This is a genomic window from Streptomyces sp. NPDC001678, from assembly GCF_042892945.1.
Taxonomy (GTDB): Bacteria; Actinomycetota; Actinomycetes; order Streptomycetales; family Streptomycetaceae; genus Streptomyces.
The window spans coordinates 354,081-374,155 of the sequence record NZ_JBIAUP010000003.1; the positions used below are offsets into that span (position 1 = coordinate 354,081).

Consider the following 20,075-nt stretch of genomic DNA (forward strand, 5'->3'; position numbering starts at 1 on the left):
CCGAGGCGGCTCAGTCGGCTCGGACGGCTCGGACGGACGACGCGGCCAGGGCGGCCGGGGAGATGGCCCGGGGGCGGGACGAGCGGTTCCGCTTCGACTTCGACGCGGATCCGTTCGCCGAGCCGTTCGTACCGCCCGAGGCCGAGCGGGGGGCGGACGCGGGGCGGCTTGATGTGCCGTTCGCGGGGGTGCGGTTCTACGACACGTTGTTCGCCCCTGACCCTCCCCTTCCCGAAACCGGGGCTGCGCCCCGGACCCCCTCCGCCGGCCTGATCCCCGCGCCCGGCCATGAGCCGGACACCCGGGTCATGGCCGCGCACGGCCCCGCACGCCGTTCCGCCGGCACGGCTTCGTCTGCTGCGCAGGCCGCCGACCAGCCCGACGGCCAGCCCGCCGGCCAGCCCGACGCCGATCCGGCCGACCCCGGTCGCGCTGTGGCCAAGCCGAAGAAGCGCACTGCGGCCGCCAAGCGGCGTCGGGCCGCTGCCGCGCCCGTAGACGCCGGGTCGGCCGACTTGCCCCGTGCCGCTGCTGGGACCGCGGATCCCGCGTCCGCCAGGCGACGCCATGCCGCCGCTGCCTCCCCCGACGCCGAGTCGGCCGATCCGGCCGATCCGTCCCGCGCCGCCGCCGAAGCCACGGACTCCGTGCCCGCCGACCCCGCACCCGATGAACCCGCCCCCGCCCCCGCAACCGCCGCTCCCCGTGAAGGGCGTCCCGGGCATTCGGCCGCCACCCCCTGGGACGTCGCGCGGAACGTCGCCCGGCGGGTGGCCGGGCGGAAGGAAGAGGGCGCCCGGGTCGTGGCGCTCGACCGGGCCTTGGGGCAGACGCTCGCCGGGGCGCTGGTGGCGCTCACCGATCTGCCCTCCTTCGACAGCTCCGCGATGGACGGCTGGGCCGTCGCCGGGCCCGGGCCCTGGCGGTTGCTCACCGACCGGGGCCACCGCGGCATCCTCGCCGGTCAGGTCGGCGACGTGCGGCTGGGCGACGGCGAGGCCGTCCGGATCGCGACCGGCGCCCCGGTTCCCCCCGGTGCCACCGCTGTGCTGCGGTTCGAGCACGGCGTCGTACGGCCGCACGAGGAGCTGTACGCCGACCGGCATCTGACGCAGGGGCAGGACGTGCGGCCCCGGGGACAGGAGTGCCGGGAGGGGGACGAGTTGCTGCCCGCCGGGGTCGTCGTGACGCCCGCCGTGATCGGGCTGGCGGCGGCCGGCGGGTACGACGAGGTACCGGTCGTGCCACGCCCCCGGGTCGAGGTGCTCGTCCTCGGGGACGAGCTGCTCCGCGAGGGACTGCCGCACGACGGGCGGATCCGGGACGCGCTCGGGCCCATGCTCGGGCCCTGGCTCGGCGCGCTCGGCGCCGAGGTCGTGGCGACGCGCCGCCTCGGCGACGACGCCTCGGCGCTGCGCGCCGCGCTGGAGGCGTCGGACGCCGATCTCGTGCTGACGACCGGCGGCACGGCCGCGGGGCCCGTCGACCACGTGCGCCCCACGCTGCGTCGGCTGGGCGCCGAGCCCCTGGTCGACGGGGTCGCGGTGCGCCCGGGGCATCCGATGCTGCTCGCGCGCCTCGCGCCCGGCCGCCATCTGGTCGGGCTGCCCGGCAACCCCCTCGCGGCCGTCGCCGGTCTGCTGACGCTGGCCGAGCCGCTGCTGCGTACGCTCGCGGGCCGCCCCGCGCGGCGCACGTGCCGGGCCCCGCTCACCGAGGACGTGCCCGGCCACGCCACCAGCACCCGGCTGGTGCCCGTGGTCCGTACGCCCGACGGGTACGCCCGGCCGCTGCGCTTCCACGGCCCCGCCATGCTGCGCGGCCTGGCCGCCGCCGACGCGCTGGCCGTCGTACCGCCGGGCGGGCTGGGCCCGGACCGTGAGGCCGAACTCCTCGCCCTCCCCTGGGAGGGCGACCGGTGAAGCTCCCCGAGCACGAGCCGCAGCAGGACCGGCACGCCACCGACTCCCGTGTCCGCCTGCCCCGCTACACCGTGGCCCCGATACGGCAGGTGGGTCGGCGACTGCTGCTCGCGCTGCTGGTCATGGTCGCCACCGTCGCCATCGTCTACGGCGACCGCGGCGGCTATCACGACAACGCCGACGGCAGCGTCGACTTCCTCGACGCCGTCTACTACTCCACCGTCACCCTGTCCACCACCGGATACGGCGACATCGTCCCGTACAGCGACAGCGCGCGGCTGTCGAACATCCTGCTCGTGACGCCGCTCCGTGTCCTATTCCTGATCATCCTGGTCGGCACCACCCTCGAGGTCCTCACCGAGCGCACCCGTGAGCAGTGGCGGCTGGCCCGCTGGAGGTCCGCCTTGCGCGAGCACACCGTCGTCGTCGGCTTCGGCACCAAGGGCCGTTCGGCCGTACAGGCACTCTGCGCGGGCGGACAGGCCAGGGAGAGGGAACGGATCGTCGTCGTCGACCCCAACCCCAAGGTCGTCGAATCGGCCACCGCCCTCGGCTACGCGGGGGTCATCGGCGACGCCACCCGCAGCGACGTCCTGCTGCGCGCCGAGGTCCAGAAGGCCCGTCAGGTCATCGTCGCCACCCAGCGCGACGACACGGCCGTCCTGGTGACCCTCACCGCCCGCCAGCTCAACCGCGCCGCCAAGATCGTGGCCGCCGTGCGCGAGGAGGAGAACGCCCCGCTGCTGCGGCAGTCCGGCGCGGACGCGGTCATCACCAGCGCGAGCGCCGCCGGCCGGCTGCTGGGCATGTCCGTGATCAGCCCCAGCGCCGGGACGGTCATGGAGGACCTCATCCAGCAGGGCAGCGGCCTCGACCTCGTCGAACGCCCCGTGGTCAAGGCCGAGGTGGGGCGGAGCGTGCGCGACACGGACGACCTGGTCGTCTCCGTGCTGCGCGGCCACCGGCTGCTCGGCTACGACGACCCCGAGGCCAGCCCCCTGAAGGCCACGGACCGGCTGATCACGATCGTCCGGGCCCGCCAGGTCGCGCCGGACGAGTGACCGGGAGCGGGCGCGCGGCCATACGAACCGCCCCGCGGTCATATGAACCGCCGTGCGGCCGTACGAACCGCCGCGCGTCCCCCGGGAGTCGGCGGCCCCCGGAGTAGCCTCGCGGTCATGCATGCCATCACCATTCCCGTACCCGGCGGACCCGAGGCCCTGGTCTGGGCCGAGGTCCCCGACCCCGCGCCCGGCGGGGGAGAGGTCCTGGTCGAGGTCGTGGCCGCGGGTGTCAACCGCGCCGATCTGCTCCAGCGGCAGGGCTTCTACGATCCGCCCCCCGGCGCCTCCCCCTACCCGGGCCTGGAGGTCTCCGGCCGGATCGCCGCGCTCGGCCCCGGGGTGAGCGACTGGGCCGTCGGCGACGAGGTGTGCGCGCTGCTGGCCGGCGGCGGTTACGCGGAGAAGGTCTGTGTCCCGGTGGGGCAGTTGCTGCCCGTGCCCAACGGCTTGGACCTGGTCTCGGCGGCGGCGCTGCCCGAGGTCACCGCCACGGTCTGGTCGAACGTCTTTATGATCGCCCATCTGCGGCCCGGTGAGACCTTCCTGGTCCACGGCGGCGGCAGCGGCATCGGCACCATGGCCGTGCAGCTGGCCAAGGCGGTCGGCGCCCGCGTCGCGGTCACGGCGGGCGGGGCGGAGAAGCTGGAGCGCTGCCGGGAGCTGGGCGCGGACATCCTCATCGACTACCGCGAACAGGATTTCGTCGAGGAACTGCGCAAACTCACCGGCGGCATCGGCGTGGACGTCGTCCTCGACATCATCGGCGCCAAGTACCTGGAGCGGAACCTCGACGTCCTGGCCGTCAACGGCCGGCTCGCCATCATCGGCCTCCAGGGCGGCCGCAAGGGCGAACTGGACCTGGGGAAGCTGCTCGCCAAGCGCGCGGCGATCACGGCGACCTCGCTGCGCGGCCGCCCGCTCGCCGAGAAGGCCACGATCGTGGCGGCGGTGCGCGAGCACGTGTGGCCGCTGATCGCGGGTGGCCGGGTACGGGCGGTGGTCGACCGCACCGTGCCGATGCGGGACGCGGCGGCCGCCCACCGTGTGGTGGAGGACAGCGCGCACGTCGGGAAGGTCCTGCTGACCGTCTGAGCCCTTCACCCGCGTACGCCGTCCAGCGCGCCCCGCGCCGGGCGGCGTGTGAGGGTGGAGGGGTCCGTAGGGGGGTCTCCCGTACGGAGGCCGGCGACCATGACCACCGCCACCGGATCGACCACCGGATCGACCACTGGACCGCGGCATACGGGCAGGACGTTCCTTTCCGGGCTGGCGATATCGGCGGCATCGATGGCGCTGGCCTTTCCCTCGATGGCACTGGCCGTTCCCTCGGCGGCGTGGGCGGACGAACGGGAGCCGATGGACCCGGCGCCCTCCGTCCCGCTCGTGGCCACGACGTCGACCACCGTGTTCCCGTCCGCGCCGTCCTCCCCTGTCTCCGGCCTGCTCGCCGGCACCGTCGCGGGCGAGGGGCGGGGGCACCCCGGCCGCACGGAGATATCCCCGTCCGCGACAGCGCCGTCGTCATCGCCGTTTTCGTCGCCGTCCACCCCCGCCGGGGCCGCCCCGGGCGGGCGATCGGGCGGCGCGGGCCCCGGTGCGGTGCCGGGCGGGGAGGAGGCGGGCCGGCACCGGGTGGCACCGCCCTCGTACGCGCCGCGCGGCGCCGCTCACGCGCCGGGGCGGCGGGAGGCGGCCGGAGAGCCGGACCGGGTGATGCGGGTGCTCCCGCTGGGAACCGGAATGACGCTGACGGGACTGGGGCTGGGCTTCATCGCGCTCCGTTTGCGGCGCAGATAGCCGGAAACACGGCGCGCTTCCATGCGCCCCCCACGGTGGATCAGGCGTGTACGAGGGCATCAAGAGGGGGAAATCAGCTGTGCGAGAGAATGGCGGCATGGATATGCCGAGGAATGAACGGTCGCAGGAGAGCCCGCACGTCCTGGTCGTGGGACCGGACGGCATGGCTCTCGGCAGCGCCAGCCCCGGCGGCGGGGAGGGCGACGACGAGCCGCGCGAGGTCCCGGTGACGGAGATGGTGGAACAGCCCGCCAAGGTGATGCGCATCGGCAGCATGATCAAGCAGCTGCTGGAGGAGGTCCGGGCGGCTCCTCTCGACGAGGCGAGCCGGGTCCGCCTCAAGGAGATCCACCACAGCTCGGTCAGGGAGCTGGAGGACGGTCTCGCGCCCGAGCTGGTGGAGGAGCTGGAGCGGCTGTCGCTGCCCTTCACCGACGACACGATCCCCACCGAGGCGGAGCTGCGGATCGCGCAGGCCCAGCTCGTGGGCTGGCTGGAGGGCCTCTTCCACGGCATCCAGACCACGCTGTTCGCCCAGCAGATGGCCGCCCGGGCCCAGTTGGAGCAGATGCGCCGGGCCCTGCCGGCCGGCGTCTCCATCGACGACGACCACGACGGCCTCCAGCACGGCGGCGCCCGCTCCGGCCCGTATCTGTAGTCACTCCGTAGCCACGTAGGCCGGGTTCACGAGCAGCACGAAGGCCGGTTGTCGCGTCTCACGCGACAACCGGCCTTCGTGCGAACCGTTACGGCGTTACGACGTCAGGAGCCCGACTCGCCCGTCGAGACCGTCAGGACGAACTGGTCGGTCTTCGGGTCGAACGGGTCGCCCGACTGCGGCTGCTGGGTCATCACGGTGCCCTTGCCCCAGGTGTTCTCGTTCACCTTGTCGACGCGGTACTTCCAGCCCGCCGCCTGGAGGCATTCCTTGACCGAGTCGACGTAGATGTACTTGAAGTCCGGCGAGCTCTTCTTCGTCTTGTCCTGGAAGTTGTCGTAGGCCTTGGTGCACTTCTCCGGCTCGATGGTCTTGGACTTGTCGCCGTCCTTGACCTTCGTCTGGGCGCCGTTGGCGTTGCCGTTCCCATTGGCGTTGCCCTTGCCCGTCCCGTTGGCGTTGCCGCCGGCCGAGCCGCCCGCGGTGCCTGCGCCGCCGCCCGAGCCGCCGGTGGTGCTGCCGTTGCCGCCGCCGGGGTCGGCGGGGGCCGGGGCGGAGCTCTGGCCGCCTCCGCCCGCCTGGTTCTTGTTGTCATCGGTGTGATCGCCGCCGTTGAGCGCGATCGCGGCGATCACACCGATGACCGCGAGCACCGCGACGACGCCGGAGCCGATGAGCACCGGCTTGTTGCTCTTGCCGCCGGAGCCGGAACCGGATCCGGCGGTGGCGCCGACGGGCGCCGAGGGAGCGGCGTAGGCGGCCGTGTCCCCGTACGCGGGCGTCGCGTAGGCCTGGGGGCCCGGAGGGGGCGTGGAAGGCCCGTAGCCGCCGTTGTACGGGCTCGGCGGGGCCGGGTGGGGCTGGTACGGCGTCTGGACGCTCTGCGGGCCCGGAGCGGGCGTCTGGCCGTCCACGGGCGGGAAGACCGCCGAGCCGACGCCGGCGCCGCTGCGGGCCGGCGGGCCGCCCGCGATGATGATCGGCGCGGGTGCCGCCTGGGCGGTGCCCGCGACCCGGGCGCACTCGTCGCGCATGGCCTCGGCGCTCGGGAAGCGCTCGTTCGGGTTCTTCTTCAGGGCGCGCATGACCAGCGCGTCCACGGCCGGCGGGATCGAGCGGTTGATCGTGGAGGGCGCGACCGGCTCCTCCTGGACGTGCGCGTAGGCGATCGCCAGCGGGGAGTCCGCGTCGAAGGGCAGCCGGCCGGTCAGCAGCTCGAAGAGCATGATGCCGACCGAGTAGAGGTCGGAGCGGGCGTCGACGCCGCGGCCCAGGGCCTGCTCGGGCGAGAGGTACTGCGGGGTGCCGACGACCATGCCGGTCTGGGTCATGGAGGTGACGCCCGACTGCATGGCGCGGGCGATGCCGAAGTCCATGACCTTGACCACGCCGCGCTTGGTCATCATCACGTTGCCGGGCTTGATGTCGCGGTGGACCAGGCCCATCTCATGGCTGACCTCGAGCGCGGCCAGCACATCGGCTGTGATCTTGAGCGCTTTCTGTGCGGGCATCGCGCCGTACTGGGCGACGTCCGCGTCGAGCACCGAGCGCAGCGGCTGTCCCTCGACGTACTCCATGACGATGTACGGCATCGTCGAGCCGTCGAGGTCGTCCTCGCCCGTGTCGAACACCGAGACGATGTTGGTGTGGGTGAGCTTGGCCACGGACTGGGCCTCGCGGCGGAAACGCTCGCGGAAGGAGGATTCGCGGCCCAGCTCGGTGTGGAGGGTCTTGACCGCGACCTGTCTGTCCAGCACCGTGTCGTAGGCCAGGTGCACGGACGCCATGCCGCCCTCGCCGAGCAGGTCGCGCAGCTGGTAGCGGCCCCGGCCGACAGATCGTCCCGCGTAGCGGCCCTGAGCGCCGTCCTGGCTCATGGTGTTGCTTCCCCCTCGGCCTCGGCGCACTGCCTGGCGAAACTGGCGTCGCTGGAGTGGTTTCGTGACGCGCCCGGGGCGCGTCGATCCAGCTGTCCTTCGTCGTATCCCGGCCAAGTCTGCCCGAGGCGCCGGGCACGTCAAGCCGCGTGCCCGTTCCGTGACCGGATGCGCGACAAGGTGTCACGGGATTTGCCTTGCTCGTACCGGTACGGGTTTGATAGCCGGTCCATCCCGGACCGGGACACGTCGCAAAGCCTGTAGCGTGCCCTAGCGGAAGACTGCTTTCTCGAGTTACCCCGCGCAATCGCCTTCCGACGAGAAGCGACGGCGGCGGACCAGACACGACGGCGAGGACTGATGGCACAGACGCAGAGCGCCCAGGGGCCGTCCGACCCTGACGCCAACGGGGGCGGAATGCCCGATGTGCCTGAAATGTGGGGCAACGGAGGGCTGGTCGGTGACGGCCGCTACCGCCTCACACACCGGCTGGGCCGGGGCGGCATGGCGGAGGTCTTCGCCGCCGAGGACGTACGGCTGGGCCGTACCGTCGCGGTGAAGCTGCTCCGCGCCGACCTCGCCGAGGACCCGGTCTCCAAGGCGCGCTTCACCCGCGAGGCACAGTCCGTCGCCGGGCTGAACCACCACGCCGTGGTCGCCGTCTACGACTCCGGCGAGGACACCGTCGGCCGCAATGTCGTGCCGTACATCGTCATGGAGCTGGTCGAGGGCCGCACCATTCGCGACCTGCTGCTCAACTCCGAGGCGCCGCCGCCGGAGCAGGCGCTGATCATCGTCTCCGGGGTGCTGGAGGCGCTGGCCTACAGCCATCAGCACGGCATCGTGCACCGCGACATCAAGCCCGCCAACGTGATCATCACCAACACGGGCGCGGTCAAGGTCATGGACTTCGGCATCGCCCGGGCCCTCCACGGCGCGGCGTCCACCATGACCCAGACCGGCATGGTCATGGGCACGCCCCAGTACCTCTCCCCCGAGCAGGCCCTCGGCAAGACCGTCGACGCCCGCTCGGACCTCTACGCCACCGGCTGTCTGCTCTACGAACTGCTGGCCCTGCGCCCGCCGTTCACCGGTGAGACCCCGCTGTCGGTGGTCTACCAGCACGTCCAGGACATCCCCGTGGCGCCGTCCCAGGTGCAGGCGTCGGTGCCGCCGGAGCTGGACGGGCTCGTCATGCGCTCCCTCGCCAAGGACCCGGACGACCGGTTCCAGAGCGCGGAGGAGATGCGCGGGCTGGTCCAGTACGCGCTCCAGATGCTGCACGAGGCGGGCAGCCACACGGGCGTCTGGAACACCGGCCCGATCGACCACGCCACCGCCGCGACCCAGGTCATCGGCGGCGTGGGCATCGGCGGCGGTGTGGGCGCCACCTCGGCCATGCCGCACCCGCAGCACGGCGACACCTCGCAGCAGCCGGTGATCCCGCGCCGCCAGGGTGCCGACGACGGCGGTTTCAACGGCTACAACGGCGGTTACAACGGCGGCCGCGGCGGTTCGGGCGGCGGCAAGGGCAAGCTGTGGCTGGTCGCCGCGCTCGCGGTGGTCGCGGTCGTGGCGGGCATCGCCTTCATGCTCAAGCCCGACGGCAAGGGTGGCGACAGCAACAAGACGACCAGCGACAAGGTCACCACCACCCCCAGCGCGCCCACGCCCAGCAGCGAGAAGCCCAGCCGGAAGCCCTCCAAGGGCCACACGTCCGACACGGGCACCGGCACCGGCGGCGAGACCGACGACTGGAGCGACAACACCCGCAACCGGCAGCGCGAGCCCTCCGACGACTCGACGGGGCACGTGACCAAGCCGCCGACCGGCAATCCGACGGCCAACCCGTCGGGCGGCACGGACCCGACGGCGAACCCGACCAAGTCCCCGGACGACGGGAAGCAGCCGCCCCACACGCCGGACCCGCCGGACAAGGGCACGCCGGGCACCACCACCCAGGGTGGCGCCAACCAGGGCACCGTCGGCTGAGCCGATACGAAACGAGGCCGGACCCCATCGGGGGTCCGGCCTCGTCCGGTGAAGGCGCTGCTCCGGTCTCAGTCCGTGCTTGCCCCGGTCTCAGTCCGTGAACGCCTCGCGCACGGACTCGTACGCGCCCGTCCACCACACCGCCAGCGCCGCCGAGGCCGGGAAGCCCGGGTCGGCGCGGTGGTCGCGCAGCTGGTAGCGCCAGCGCAGCATCCAGAAGTCGTTCAGCCGCTCCCACCACACCCGGTGCACGGCGGCGCCCAGCTCGGCGGCGTCCGCGCCGGTGACCCGGCGGTAGGCACGCGCGTAGGGCCGTATCTTCGCCAGGTCCAGCGTGCCGTCCGGGCGGAGGAAGAAGATGACCGCGGCCCGTACGGCCTCCTCGGCGCGCGGCTGGACGCCCAGCCGGTCCCAGTCGACGATCGCGGCGGGCTCGGCGCCCCGGTAGAGCAGGTTGAGCGGGTGGAAGTCGCCGTGCACCCAGCCCCTGGCGGGGGTGGCGGCGGCCGGCGGGCGCCGGTGGGCGTGCAGCTCCAGCAGGGCGCGGCGCTCGATCAGGCGGTGCTCGGCCAGCTCGTCGAAGCAGTCGCGGGGGCGGCTGTCCCCGCCGCGGACCAGGCTCAGGAGCTCCTCGATCAGGGCGAAGGTGTCCTCGGGGTCGGCCGCCGCGTCCCGGGCCGTCACGGCGCCCTGGAAGGCGCCCTCGGGGCCTTCCATGACCTGCTCCAGGGTTTTGTGCACCCGGCCCAGCAGCGCGCCCAGACGGCGCGACTGGGCGGCGGTGAGCTCGCCGCCGTCCCGGTGCCGGCCCTCGATCCAGGGGTGGAGGGCGTAGCAGCGGCCGCCGAGGACCACGACGGTCTCGCCGGCGCTGTCCGCCACGGGCGGGGCGACGGGCAGACCGAGGGCGCCCAGCCGGCGGGTGGCCTCGTGCTGACGGGCGATGGCGTCGCGGTCGCCGTCGAGGTGGTGCTTGAGGAAGAAGCGGCCGCGGGTGGTGGTGAGCCGGTAGCCGCGGTTGAGCAGGCCCTCGGTCAGCGTGTCGCAGGCGACGGGCTCGCCGGCCTTCTCGTAGCGGCGCAGCAGGGCGCGCAGGGTGCCGGTGTCGGCTGGGGCATCGGCATCGGTGACAAGTGAGCGCGGCACGCCCCAAATGTTAGTTCACGCTGAGTGTGCGGCTCGTCGCGCGGGTACGCCTTCGAGGTGGTGCAGGGTGATGAACTGAGGTTCTATGCACAGGTATTCGGGGATGAAGGGCGCGTCGTCGGCGGAGTGCGGGGCGCGGCCGAAGAGCCGGTGCTCCTCCGGGCCGGGGACGAAGATCCGCGCCGTGCCGACGAACTGCACGGTCCAGACGGATTCGTCGCCCTCCTCGCGGTCGGCGAGGTTGTCGGCGCCGTACGCCACCACGCTGCCGTCGCAGGCCTGGGCGTAGCCGAAGCCGCCGTGCAGCCGCATGAGGACCTTGCCGTCGACGACGACGTGGCGGGCGACGGTGACGAAGGGCAGGGCGCGCATGCTCACCGAGACCCTGCCGTAGGGCGTGCGGGAGAGCAGTTCGAGCGCGCGGTACTCGTCCGCCCGGTGTCCGTCGTGAGGCGCGGTTGGCATGGGCACCACTTTGCACTGCCGTCGCGCACGGCTCGTAGGGGCCACCCGCCCCAGATGGCCGGGACCTAGGTCCCGGACGCGTGCCCCGAAGGGGCGCGGGGCGGTGTCGATATGCGGCTACCGCCGCGTGGGCGCGACCAGCCACGGGCGGCCCGCAGACGTATGACCTCGCTACCGACGTATGGCCTCGCTCCCAGCGGAGCGCCTAGCGCTTCTCCGCCTGGAGCCGGGCCACATAGGCGGCGGCCTGGGAGCGGCGTTCCATGCCCAGCTTGGAGAGGAGGCTGGAGACGTAGTTCTTGATGGTCTTCTCGGCCAGGTGCAGCCGTTCGCCGATGACGCGGTTGGTCAGGCCCTCGCCGATCAGGTCGAGGATGCGGCGCTCCTGGTCGGTGAGGGAGGCGAGGCGGTCGTCGCCCCGGGAGGTCCTGCCGTCGCGCAGCCGCTCCAGGACGCGCGCGGTCGCCACGGGGTCCAGCAGGGATTTGCCGGCCGCCACGTCGCGTACGGCCGAGAGCAGCTCATTGCCGCGGATGGCCTTGAGGACATAGCCCGCCGCGCCCGCCATGATGGCGTCGAAGAGCGCTTCGTCATCCGCGTACGAGGTGAGCATCAAGCATTTGATGCTTTCGTCCTGCGAACGGATCTCACGGCATACTTCTACTCCGCTGCCATCCGGAAGGCGAACGTCCAGTACGGCGACGTCCGGTCTGGTGGCGGGAATGCGCACCAGCGCGTCCGCGGCGGTTCCGGCCTCGCCCACGACCTCGATGTCCGGCTCCCCGGCGAGCATCTCGTGGACGCCGCGACGTACGACTTCATGGTCGTCAAGCAGAAATACCGTGATTTTTCCTTGTTCGCGCACGGTGCCAGTCTCGCACGTCAAGTCTTCCCCCGCCCTTGTCCGGCGGGATAACGTGCCCCCGTTCCGACGGCGGTTCGCAAGGCGCTGACCAGTGGATTGGCACCTCCATTGGCCCGGCTTTCTCGATTTACTTGGAAATCCAAGCAAAATCGCAGGTCAGGTGGGGTTTCGCAGGAATGCCTCGCACTGGGTAACGTGCTTATTGCAGGCCATTCGCCGGGGCAACCTGTCACGCCCGGTTCCGGCCTCGGCACACCCACCCCGTGTGCCGTCGGGGATCGAGCGAGCCTCTTCCCGCCTCACGGCGGGGAGACCCCCTCCGGCCGCCGGCGACCCCGGGGGCCGGACAGACGGAGGAGCACACGTGACCGTGGACAGCACTGCCGCGCGCAAGTCGCGACGCAGCGGCGTCAAGCGCGCCGGGGCCAAGAAGGCCACCGGCGAGCCCGAGCTCGTACAGCTGCTGACGCCGGAAGGCGAGCGGGTCGAGCACCCGGACTACTCCATCGACCTGTCGCCCGAGGAACTGCGGGGCCTGTACCGCGACATGGTGCTGACCCGCCGCTTCGACGGCGAGGCGACGACCCTGCAGCGGCAGGGCGAACTGGGCCTGTGGGCCTCGCTGCTGGGCCAGGAGGCCGCGCAGATCGGCTCCGGTCGCGCCACCCGCGACGACGACTACGTCTTCCCGACCTACCGCGAGCACGGCGTCGCCTGGTGCCGTGGGGTCGACCCCACGAACCTGCTGGGGATGTTCCGCGGCGTGAACCACGGCGGCTGGGACCCCAACGAGAACAACTTCCACCTCTACACGATCGTCATCGGCTCCCAGGCGCTGCACGCCACCGGCTACGCGATGGGCGTCGCCAAGGACGGCGCGGACTCCGCCGTGATCGCCTACTTCGGCGACGGCGCCTCCAGCCAGGGCGACGTGGCGGAGGCCTTCACCTTCGCCGCCGTCTACAACGCGCCGGTGGTCTTCTTCTGCCAGAACAACCAGTGGGCCATCTCCGAGCCCACCGAGAAGCAGACCCGCGTCCCGCTCTACCAGCGCGCCCAGGGCTACGGCTTCCCCGGCGTCCGGGTCGACGGCAACGACGTGCTGGCCGTCCTGGCCGTCACCAAGGCCGCCCTGGACCGCGCCCGCACCGGCGAGGGCCCGATGCTGATCGAGGCGTTCACCTACCGCATGGGCGCCCACACCACCTCCGACGACCCCACCCGCTACCGCCGCGACGAGGAGCGGGAGCTGTGGGAGGCGAAGGACCCGATCCTGCGCCTGCGCGCCCACCTGGAGCGCGAGGGCCTCGCCGACGAGGACTTCTTCACCGCGCTGGAGAGCGAGAGCGACGCGCTCGCGAAGCGGGTCCGCGACACGGTGCGCGCCATGCCCGACCCCGACCACATGGCGATGTTCGAGCACACCTACGCCGACGGCCACGCGCTGGTCGACGAGGAGCGCGCCCAGTTCGCCGCGTACCAGGCTTCGTTCGCAGAGGAGACCAACTAGCCATGAGCGTCGAGAAGCTCACGATCGCCAAGGCGATCAACGCCTCCCTGCGGACCGCCCTGGAGACCGACCCCAAGGTCCTGATCATGGGTGAGGACGTCGGCAAGCTCGGCGGCGTCTTCCGGGTCACCGACGGCCTCCAGAAGGACTTCGGCGAGGACCGCGTCATCGACACGCCGCTGGCGGAGTCCGGCATCGTCGGCACCGCGATCGGGATGGCGCTGCGCGGCTACCGGCCGGTCGTGGAGATCCAGTTCGACGGTTTCGTCTTCCCGGCGTACGACCAGATCGTCACGCAGCTGGCGAAGATGCACGCCCGCGCGCTCGGCAAGATCAAGCTGCCCGTCGTCATCCGCATCCCCTACGGCGGCGCGATCGGCGCGGTGGAGCACCACAGCGAGTCGCCGGAGTCGCTGTTCGCGCACGTCGCCGGTCTGAAGATCGTCTCGCCGTCGAACTCCGCCGACGCCTACTGGATGATGCAGCAGGCCATCCAGAGCGACGACCCGGTCATCTACTTCGAGCCCAAGCGGCGCTACCACGACCGCGCCGAGGTCGACACGGCCGCGATCCCCGGCCCGCTGCACGCCGCGCGCACGGTGCGCGAGGGCACGGACCTGACGCTGGTGGCCTACGGCCCGATGGTCAAGACCTGTCTGGAGGCCGCCGCGGCGGCCGCCGAGGAGGGCAAGTCGCTGGAGGTCCTGGACCTGCGGTCGATCTCGCCCATCGACTTCGACGCGATCCAGCGGTCGGTGGAGAAGACCCGCAGGCTGGTCGTCGTCCACGAGGCGCCCGTCTTCTTCGGATCGGGCGCCGAGATCGCCGCCCGGATCACCGAGCGCTGCTTCTACCACCTGGAGGCCCCCGTCCTGCGGGTCGGCGGCTATCACGCCCCCTACCCGCCGTCCCGGCTGGAGGACGAGTACCTGCCGGGCCTGGACCGTGTGCTCGACTCCGTCGACCGCGCGCTGGCGTACTAGGGACGAGGAAGAGTCGTGACGATGACCGCTAACACCCAGCGCTTCCGTGAGTTCAAGATGCCGGACGTCGGCGAGGGACTGACCGAGGCCGAGATCCTCAAGTGGTACGTGAACGTCGGCGACACGGTCGCCGACGGACAGGTGGTCTGCGAGGTCGAGACCGCCAAGGCGGCCGTGGAACTGCCGATCCCCTTCGACGGCGTGGTGCACGAGCTGCGCTTCGGAGAGGGCACGACGGTGGACGTCGGCCAGGTGATCATCTCGGTGGACACCCAGCCCGGCGCGGGGCCCGCGGAGGAGGCCCCGGCGGCGGCCCCGGCCGCCACCGAGGAGCCCGAGCCGGAGCAGCAGGGCCGCCAGGCCGTGCTGGTCGGCTACGGCGCCGCGCCGTCCTCGACCAAGCGCCGACCGCGCAAGGCGTCCGTCGCCGCCGCGACGGGCACGGCCGGGCCGCACGCCGGCGTCCCGGCGGAGGGCACCGGCCCGGCCGCGACGGGCGCGACGGTGGCCGCCGCGATCCAGGCCGAGCTCAACGGGCACGCGGGCACCGCACCGGTCGCCCCGGTGGCTCCCGCCGCGCCTGCTCCGGCACCCGCTCCGGCACCCGTTCCGGCGCCTGCCCCGGTGGCCGGCTCGGCCGCGGCACCCGTTGGTGCTCGTCCGCTCGCCAAACCTCCGGTGCGCAAGCTCGCCAAGGACCTCGGCATCGACCTGACCACGGTCGTCCCGACCGGTCCCGGCGGGGTCGTCACCCGGGAGGACGTCCACGCCGCGACCCAGGCCGCCGCCCAGGCCGCCGCACAGCCGGCCGCCGAGGTCGTGGCCCCCGCTGCCGTAGCCGTCGCCGCGCCCGTCGCGAACGGGGCACGGGAGACCCGGATCCCCGTCAAGGGCGTCCGCAAGGTCACCGCCCAGGCGATGGTCGCCAGCGCCTTCACCGCGCCGCACGTCACGGAGTTCATCACCGTCGACGTCACCCGCACGATGAAGCTCGTCCAGAAGCTCAAGGCCGACCCCGACATGGCCGGTCTGCGCGTCAATCCGCTGCTGCTCGTCGCCAAGGCCCTGCTCGTGGCGGTCAAGCGCAACCCGGACGTCAACGCGGCCTGGGACGAGGAGAACCAGGAGATCGTCCTCAAGCACTACGTCAACCTGGGCATCGCGGCGGCGACGCCGCGCGGGCTGATCGTGCCGAACATCAAGGACGCCCAGGACAAGGCGCTCCCGGAGCTCTCGCGGTCGCTGTCCGACCTCGTGGCCACCGCGCGCGAGGGGAAGACGTCCCCGGCGGACATGGCCGGCGGCACCCTCACCATCACCAACGTCGGCGTCTTCGGCGTCGACACCGGTACGCCCATCCTCAACCCGGGCGAGTCCGCGATCCTGGCCTTCGGGGCGATCAAGCTCCAGCCGTGGGTCCACAAGGGCAAGGTCAAGCCGCGTCATGTCACCACGCTGGCGCTCTCCTTCGACCACCGCCTGATCGACGGCGAGCTCGGCTCCCGCTTCCTCGCGGATGTCGCCGCCGTCCTGGAGGACCCCAAGCGCCTGATCACCTGGGCGTGACGCGGTCGCCCCCGGAGCTTTCCGTTCCGGGGGTTCCGGGGGTTCCGGGGGTTCCGGGGGTTCCGAGGACCGGCCGATCCATGCATGGGCCATATTGATCCGTGCATAGGCCATATAAAACCGGCTCGGCGGTCCGGAAAACGGGCCAATGGCCGACATGTCGCGTACAGGACAGAGGGCCCGGATACCCCCTCCTCACCCCCCTCCAGTGAGGAGAGAGCATGGCGTCCGGGCCCTCTGTCCGTATGCGGAGCGGCCTCGGGGCACCACCCCGGCAGAGGGTGGAATGGCCCGTGCTGGGCAAATTACTTAAGATTGACCGACACTTGCACTGTCGGATTGGGAGGCCGCTTTGAAAGCCGCGGTGGACCGCGCGGACGACGGTGAATCCATCAGCCGTCTGCTCCGGGCCTGGCGGGGCCGCGTCGACGCGCGGACGGTCCGCGAGCTGCGCGGGACTTTTCCCATACCGGGGCGTCGGCTTTCGCAGGCGCATGTCGCGCGGATGACCGGCGTCAGCGAGGGTTGGTACCGCGCGCTGGAGGCCGGCCGTCGGCAGGACTTCTCCGAAAGGTTTCTGCTGAGGGTCGCCGAAGCCCTCCGGCTCAGCGAGGCGGAGACGCTCACCCTCTTCCTGGCCGTCTCCGGCCGTCGCCCGCCCGAGGCCGGGCGCGACCGCACGGACCTCCCCCAGGGCGTCCAGGCCCTGCTCCACCAGCAGGTCACCTATCCCGCCTACCTCTCCGACGGCGCCTGGAACGTCGTCGCCGCCAACGCCCTCATGGGCGAGTGGTTCCCCTGGGTCCTGCGCCCCCGTCCCAATCTGCTGCGCTGGGCGCTCCTCGACCCCGAGGCCCGCGAGCAGATGCTCGACTGGGAGGACGCCTGCGCCCGCGTCTACCTCGCCATGCTCCGCGTCGCCGCCAACAGCGACCCCGGCAACGCCGAACTGCGCGCCCTGGTCCAGGAGATCCTCGACTCCGACGCCGACTGCCGCCGTATCTGGGCCGAGGAGTACGACGTGGTCGAGCACCGCGACGGCCATGTCTTCCGGCTGTGCCTGCCGTACCACGGGCACGCCGAGGTATGCGTGACCACCCATGTGCTGCTGCCGATACAGCGCACGGATCTGCGCTTCGTCTTCATCACTCCGGCGGACGGCTGGGCGGGCGTCCCGAGGTGACGTTTCGCCGGTGCGCCGGGGCCGGCTCCTAGACGGACGATCGTCCGTATCGCGGACAGGGCCTCATCACGCATCTGTGTTGTATCTATGCTGTGCGCATGCCGAGCGCCCCCGCCGTCCAGAGCAGACGTCCCGCCGCCGCCGACCGTGTCTACGCACATGTGAAGGAAGCCGTACTGCAACGGCGTTACGAAGGCGGCACGCTCCTCACCGAAGGCGATCTGGCGCAGGCCGTCGGGGTCTCCCGGACCCCGGTGCGCGAGGCGCTGCTGCGACTGGAGGGCGAGGGGCTGCTCAAGCTCTACCCGAAGAAGGGGGCGCTCGTGCTGGCCGTGTCCGCACAGGAGATCGCGGATGTGGTGGAGACCCGGCTGCTGGTCGAGAAGCACGCGGTGGGCAGGGCCGTACCGGCCCCACCGGCGCTGATCGCCCGGCTGGAGGAGCTGGTGGACGACATGCGGGAGCAGGCCGCGACGGGCGATCTGAACGCGGTCTCCCGCAGCGACCGCGCCTTCCACGCGGAGATCGTGCGCAGCGCCGGCAACCGCATCCTCTCGGACCTCTACGAGCAGCTGCGCGACCGGCAGCTGCGGATGGGCGTGGCCGTGATGCACGCCCACCCCGACCGGATCGCCAAGAACATCGCCGAGCACACCGAGATCCTCACCGCCCTGCGCTCCGGGGACGCCGCGGCGGCGACGGAGATCGTCCACCGGCACGTCAGCTGGGTGCGCAACCTGGCCCGCGGGGAGACACGGTGAGCCCCGGCGGAGGCGCCGCCCCAGGACTGCCCGGCGACCCACCCGGTGGCCGCCGGGCCATGGTCGTCTGGGGCGTCGGCGTCACGGTCTACTTCGTCGCCATCATCTTCCGCACCAGCCTGGGGGTCGCCGGCATCGACGCCGCCGACCGCTTCCACGTCGGCGCCTCGGAGCTGTCGGCGTTCTCCATACTCCAGTTGCTCGTCTACGCGGGCATGCAGATACCCGTCGGCCTGATGGTCGACCGGATGGGCACCAGGAAGGTGCTCGCCCTGGGCGCGGTGCTCTTCACCACCGGCCAGTTCGGCTTCGCCTTCGCCCACTCCTACGGCGCGGCGCTCGCCTGCCGGGCCCTGCTGGGCTGCGGCGACGCCATGACCTTCATCAGCGTGCTGCGGCTGGGCGCCCGCTGGTTTCCCGCCCGCCGGGGCCCGATGATCGCGCAGGTCGCGGCGCTCATCGGGATGGGCGGCAATCTCGTCTCGACCGTCGTCCTGTCCCGGCTGCTCCACGACATCGGCTGGACCGCGGCCTTCGCGGGCAGCGCGGCCGCCGGTCTCGTGGCGCTGGGCCTGCTCCTGCTCTTCCTGAAGGACCACCCCGAGGGGTACGAGCCCGCCCCCGGCCCCCGCCCCGGCAAGGGCGCGGTGCGCGGGCAGCTCGTGGGGGCGTGGCGGGAGCCCGGCACCCGGCTGGGCCTGTGGACGCACTTCACCACCCAGTTCCCCGCGATGGTCTTCCTGCTGCTGTGGGGCATGCCGTTCCTGGTGGAGGCCCAGGGGCTGGCCAGGGGGACGGCGGGCACCCTGCTGACGCTCGTGGTCCTGTCCAACATGGGCGTCGGCCTGGTCTACGGACAGGTCGTCGCCCGCCACCACGAGGCCCGGCTGCCCCTCGCGCTCGGCACGCTCGCGGCGACGGCCCTGCTGTGGGCGGCCGTCCTCGGCTGGCCCGGGGCGCACGCGCCGCTGTGGCTGCTGGCCACCCTGTGCGTGGTGCTCGGCGCCTGCGGCCCGGCCTCGATGATCGGCTTCGACTTCGGCCGCCCCGCGAACCCGCCCGAACGCCAGGGCACCGCCTCCGGCATCGTCAACATGGGCGGCTTCCTCGCCACCATCACGACCCTGCTGGCCGTCGGTGTCCTGCTGGACGCCACCGGCGGCAGCTACCGGATCGCCTTCTGCGCCGTCTTCGCCCTCCAGGCGCTGGGTCTGTCCCGGATCCTGCTGCTGCGCGGCCCGGCGCTGCGGCGCGAGCGGGAGCGGACCGTGGCGTCGCGCGTGGCGACCGTGCACGTACCGGTGCGGGACAACAAGGGCGGCGGACTGCGCGCCTGAGGGGCCGCAGGGGCCGTACGAGTCTCAGGGGCCTTACGGATCCAAGGGGTTACGGCTTCAGGGCGTTACCGCGAACTCCCGGAGGACCGACCACGCCAGTTCCTGATCGCCTTCGGTCTTGACCCGGTCGGCCACCGACTGCGCCCGTACGCGCCCGCACGCGAGGCGCACATACGTCTCCCAGTCCAGGATGAGCGTCGCCGTGGGCCCCAGGCAGACGCTGGCGTCGATCGTCCCCCTGCCCTGCGTGCCGACCCGCACGGTGCGCAGGAACTCCAGCGGGCCGTGCACGTCGAAGGCCACCGTCGTGCCGGGCCGCGCTCCCGCGTCCTGGGACACCACCCGGGGCAGCGCCGCCAGCAGCATGTCCCGGGCGATGACGGCGGCGGGCGAGTCGAGGTTCCCGGGGACGCCCAGGGCGCGGCGCAGGTCCTGTTCGTGGGCCCAGACGTCGAAGGCCCGCATGGTCAGTGTCCGTTCGAGGGTCCGCTCGCTGCCGCCGCCCAGCGGCCAGCGGACGGACGCCTGCGGGGAACGGTGCTCGTTGCGCAGCTGCCGTGACCGGCGGATGATCGTGTAATCCAGCTCGGAGGTCATCTCCGGCGCCGTGTGACAGCGCCGCACATCCACCTGGACCTCGATGTAGCGCGAGAACTCGTCGGTGACGTGCCGCAGATCGCGTGGCAGGGTGTGGATCGGCCGTGGCTCGCCCAGCATTTCGCACTCCACGCCGATGATGTGCGAGACCACGTCCCGGACGGACCAGCCGGGACACTCGGTGGCCCGGTTCCAGTCGCTCTCGGCCAGGGGTTTGACCAACTCGTGCACGGCTTCGATCGATTGTGTCCAGGCGTCGATCGTGGGCTGAAGGCTGGGGTGGACTGTCACGGGCGGATCCCTCGGCGGTGCTGGGCGGCGGCTGCGGTGACGGGCGACGGCGGGTGACGGC

The 20,075-nt window shown here is 72.3% G+C and carries 17 protein-coding genes; 12 read left to right on the forward strand and 5 right to left on the reverse strand.

Going from position 1 to position 20,075, the window contains the following annotated elements; genetic code table 11:
* The first annotated feature begins 308 nt into the window (after window positions 1-308).
* The 5 genes from ACFYZR_RS08375 to ACFYZR_RS08395 all read left to right on the forward strand — a co-directional run bounded on the left by ACFYZR_RS08375 (window position 309) and on the right by ACFYZR_RS08395 (window position 5,441).
* Window positions 309-1,922, forward strand: a complete 1,614-nt coding sequence (locus tag ACFYZR_RS08375; protein WP_391907320.1) for a molybdopterin molybdotransferase MoeA — start codon at window positions 309-311, stop codon at window positions 1,920-1,922.
* On the forward strand, window positions 1,919-2,983 hold the full coding sequence (locus ACFYZR_RS08380; protein WP_391906836.1) for a potassium channel family protein: 1,065 nt from the start codon (window positions 1,919-1,921) through the stop codon (window positions 2,981-2,983). The genes ACFYZR_RS08375 and ACFYZR_RS08380 overlap by 4 nt, the downstream gene beginning before the upstream one ends.
* Window positions 2,984-3,100: 117 nt before the next feature.
* The gene (locus ACFYZR_RS08385; RefSeq protein ID WP_391906838.1) at window positions 3,101-4,078 is read left to right on the forward strand and encodes an NAD(P)H-quinone oxidoreductase; all 978 of its coding nucleotides are present in this window, start codon (window positions 3,101-3,103) and stop codon (window positions 4,076-4,078) included.
* A 99-nt stretch (window positions 4,079-4,177) separates the two neighbouring features.
* Window positions 4,178-4,783 (forward strand): hypothetical protein, encoded by a 606-nt coding sequence (locus ACFYZR_RS08390; RefSeq protein ID WP_391906840.1) that lies wholly within the window; start codon window positions 4,178-4,180, stop codon window positions 4,781-4,783.
* 97 nt (window positions 4,784-4,880) lie between these two features.
* Window positions 4,881-5,441, forward strand: coding sequence for a bacterial proteasome activator family protein (locus tag ACFYZR_RS08395; protein ID WP_391906843.1), 561 nt, complete (start codon window positions 4,881-4,883; stop codon window positions 5,439-5,441).
* A gap of 104 nt (window positions 5,442-5,545) precedes the next feature.
* Here ACFYZR_RS08395 and ACFYZR_RS08400 read toward each other — a convergent pair whose 3' ends face one another.
* Complete coding sequence (locus ACFYZR_RS08400; protein WP_391906846.1) at window positions 5,546-7,318, reverse strand: protein kinase; 1,773 nt, start codon at window positions 7,316-7,318, stop codon at window positions 5,546-5,548.
* 360 nt (window positions 7,319-7,678) lie between these two features.
* Here ACFYZR_RS08400 and ACFYZR_RS08405 point away from each other — a divergent pair, with 360 nt between their 5' ends.
* Window positions 7,679-9,310 (forward strand): protein kinase, encoded by a 1,632-nt coding sequence (locus ACFYZR_RS08405; RefSeq protein ID WP_391906849.1) that lies wholly within the window; start codon window positions 7,679-7,681, stop codon window positions 9,308-9,310.
* 90 nt (window positions 9,311-9,400) lie between these two features.
* On the opposite strand, the gene ACFYZR_RS08410 is transcribed toward ACFYZR_RS08405, so the two are convergent.
* The 3 genes from ACFYZR_RS08410 to ACFYZR_RS08420 form a co-directional block, all read right to left on the reverse strand.
* On the reverse strand, window positions 9,401-10,456 hold the full coding sequence (locus tag ACFYZR_RS08410; RefSeq protein ID WP_391906851.1) for a phosphotransferase: 1,056 nt from the start codon (window positions 10,454-10,456) through the stop codon (window positions 9,401-9,403).
* Between the two features lie 15 nt (window positions 10,457-10,471).
* A complete protein-coding gene (locus tag ACFYZR_RS08415; RefSeq protein ID WP_391906854.1) occupies window positions 10,472-10,921 on the reverse strand; it encodes a pyridoxamine 5'-phosphate oxidase family protein in 450 nt (149 codons plus the stop codon).
* A 205-nt stretch (window positions 10,922-11,126) separates the two neighbouring features.
* A complete protein-coding gene (locus tag ACFYZR_RS08420) occupies window positions 11,127-11,786 on the reverse strand; it encodes a response regulator (protein WP_391906857.1) in 660 nt (219 codons plus the stop codon).
* A 364-nt stretch (window positions 11,787-12,150) separates the two neighbouring features.
* On the opposite strand from ACFYZR_RS08420, the gene pdhA reads away from it, so the two are divergent.
* The 6 genes from pdhA (at window position 12,151) to ACFYZR_RS08450 (ending at window position 19,126) form a co-directional block, all read left to right on the forward strand.
* On the forward strand, window positions 12,151-13,296 hold the full coding sequence (gene pdhA, locus ACFYZR_RS08425; protein WP_391906860.1) for a pyruvate dehydrogenase (acetyl-transferring) E1 component subunit alpha: 1,146 nt from the start codon (window positions 12,151-12,153) through the stop codon (window positions 13,294-13,296).
* A gap of 2 nt (window positions 13,297-13,298) precedes the next feature.
* On the forward strand, window positions 13,299-14,279 hold the full coding sequence (locus ACFYZR_RS08430) for an alpha-ketoacid dehydrogenase subunit beta (RefSeq protein ID WP_391906862.1): 981 nt from the start codon (window positions 13,299-13,301) through the stop codon (window positions 14,277-14,279).
* A gap of 21 nt (window positions 14,280-14,300) precedes the next feature.
* Window positions 14,301-15,845: a dihydrolipoamide acetyltransferase family protein gene (locus tag ACFYZR_RS08435; RefSeq protein ID WP_391907323.1), complete on the forward strand. Its 1,545-nt coding sequence runs from the start codon at window positions 14,301-14,303 to the stop codon at window positions 15,843-15,845.
* 352 nt (window positions 15,846-16,197) lie between these two features.
* Complete coding sequence (locus ACFYZR_RS08440) at window positions 16,198-17,028, forward strand: helix-turn-helix transcriptional regulator (RefSeq protein ID WP_391906865.1); 831 nt, start codon at window positions 16,198-16,200, stop codon at window positions 17,026-17,028.
* Window positions 17,029-17,126: 98 nt separating this feature from the next.
* A complete protein-coding gene (locus ACFYZR_RS08445) occupies window positions 17,127-17,789 on the forward strand; it encodes a GntR family transcriptional regulator (RefSeq protein ID WP_391906868.1) in 663 nt (220 codons plus the stop codon).
* Between the two features lie 59 nt (window positions 17,790-17,848).
* Window positions 17,849-19,126 carry a nitrate/nitrite transporter gene (locus ACFYZR_RS08450; RefSeq protein WP_391907326.1) on the forward strand — a complete coding sequence of 426 codons (1,278 nt, stop codon included), beginning with the start codon at window positions 17,849-17,851 and terminating at the stop codon, window positions 19,124-19,126.
* 57 nt (window positions 19,127-19,183) lie between these two features.
* On the opposite strand, the gene ACFYZR_RS08455 is transcribed toward ACFYZR_RS08450, so the two are convergent.
* Window positions 19,184-20,014 carry a maleylpyruvate isomerase family mycothiol-dependent enzyme gene (locus ACFYZR_RS08455; RefSeq protein ID WP_391906870.1) on the reverse strand — a complete coding sequence of 277 codons (831 nt, stop codon included), beginning with the start codon at window positions 20,012-20,014 and terminating at the stop codon, window positions 19,184-19,186.
* Between the last annotated feature and the right edge of the window lie 61 nt (window positions 20,015-20,075).

Bases quoted from the DNA above. Each gene is read 5' to 3' on its own strand.
- ACFYZR_RS08375 (WP_391907320.1), top strand. From the start codon at position 309: ATGGCCGCGCACGGCCCCGCACGCCGTTCCGCCGGCACGGCTTCGTCT.
- ACFYZR_RS08385 (WP_391906838.1), top strand. From the start codon at position 3,101: ATGCATGCCATCACCATTCCCGTACCCGGCGGACCCGAGGCCCTGGTC.
- ACFYZR_RS08390 (WP_391906840.1), top strand. From the start codon at position 4,178: ATGACCACCGCCACCGGATCGACCACCGGATCGACCACTGGACCGCGG.
- ACFYZR_RS08395 (WP_391906843.1), top strand. From the start codon at position 4,881: ATGGATATGCCGAGGAATGAACGGTCGCAGGAGAGCCCGCACGTCCTG.
- ACFYZR_RS08400 (WP_391906846.1), bottom strand. From the start codon at position 7,318: ATGAGCCAGGACGGCGCTCAGGGCCGCTACGCGGGACGATCTGTCGGC.
- ACFYZR_RS08405 (WP_391906849.1), top strand. From the start codon at position 7,679: ATGGCACAGACGCAGAGCGCCCAGGGGCCGTCCGACCCTGACGCCAAC.
- ACFYZR_RS08415 (WP_391906854.1), bottom strand. From the start codon at position 10,921: ATGCCAACCGCGCCTCACGACGGACACCGGGCGGACGAGTACCGCGCG.
- ACFYZR_RS08430 (WP_391906862.1), top strand. From the start codon at position 13,299: ATGAGCGTCGAGAAGCTCACGATCGCCAAGGCGATCAACGCCTCCCTG.
- ACFYZR_RS08435 (WP_391907323.1), top strand. From the start codon at position 14,301: ATGACCGCTAACACCCAGCGCTTCCGTGAGTTCAAGATGCCGGACGTC.
- ACFYZR_RS08445 (WP_391906868.1), top strand. From the start codon at position 17,127: ATGCCGAGCGCCCCCGCCGTCCAGAGCAGACGTCCCGCCGCCGCCGAC.
- ACFYZR_RS08450 (WP_391907326.1), top strand. From the start codon at position 17,849: ATGGTCGTCTGGGGCGTCGGCGTCACGGTCTACTTCGTCGCCATCATC.